The following is a 396-nucleotide window of genomic DNA, read 5'->3' on the forward strand; positions in this document are numbered from 1 at the left end:
GGTGGAGGAGGGGAGGATGAAGCTCAGCGACCCCATCACCCGCTGGATGCCGGAACTGGCCAACCTGAAGGTGGAGCGCCGCCGCGACGGCCAGCCGCCCGAGGAGGTGGCGCTGGAGCGGCCGATCACGGTGCAGGACCTGCTGCGCCACACCTCCGGCTTCGCCTATTCCAACGCCGTGCCCTCGGAACGCATCCGCGACGCCTACCGGGAGCAGAACATCGAGGCCGGGCGCGAGGCGATCACCGGCGACGAGATGCTGCGCCGGCTGGGCGGCATCCCGCTCGCCTTCCAGCCGGGCACGATGTTCTTCTACTCCATCTCCACCGACGTGCTGGGGCTGCTGATCGAGCGCGTGGCCGGGCAGCGGCTGGACCGGCTGCTGCAGGAGCGGCT

General features: G+C 70.7%; 1 protein-coding gene. It reads left to right on the forward strand.

Going from position 1 to position 396, the window contains the following annotated elements; all coding sequences use genetic code 11:
* Positions 1–16: 16 nt before the first annotated feature.
* Positions 17–396 (forward strand): serine hydrolase domain-containing protein (locus tag SxD43FB_RS24240; protein WP_255245903.1); only part of this gene is annotated, 380 nt, incomplete at its 3' end.

Origin of the sequence: Sphingobium sp. D43FB (assembly GCF_002312805.1) — a bacterium.
Classification (GTDB): Bacteria; Pseudomonadota; Alphaproteobacteria; order Sphingomonadales; family Sphingomonadaceae; genus Sphingobium.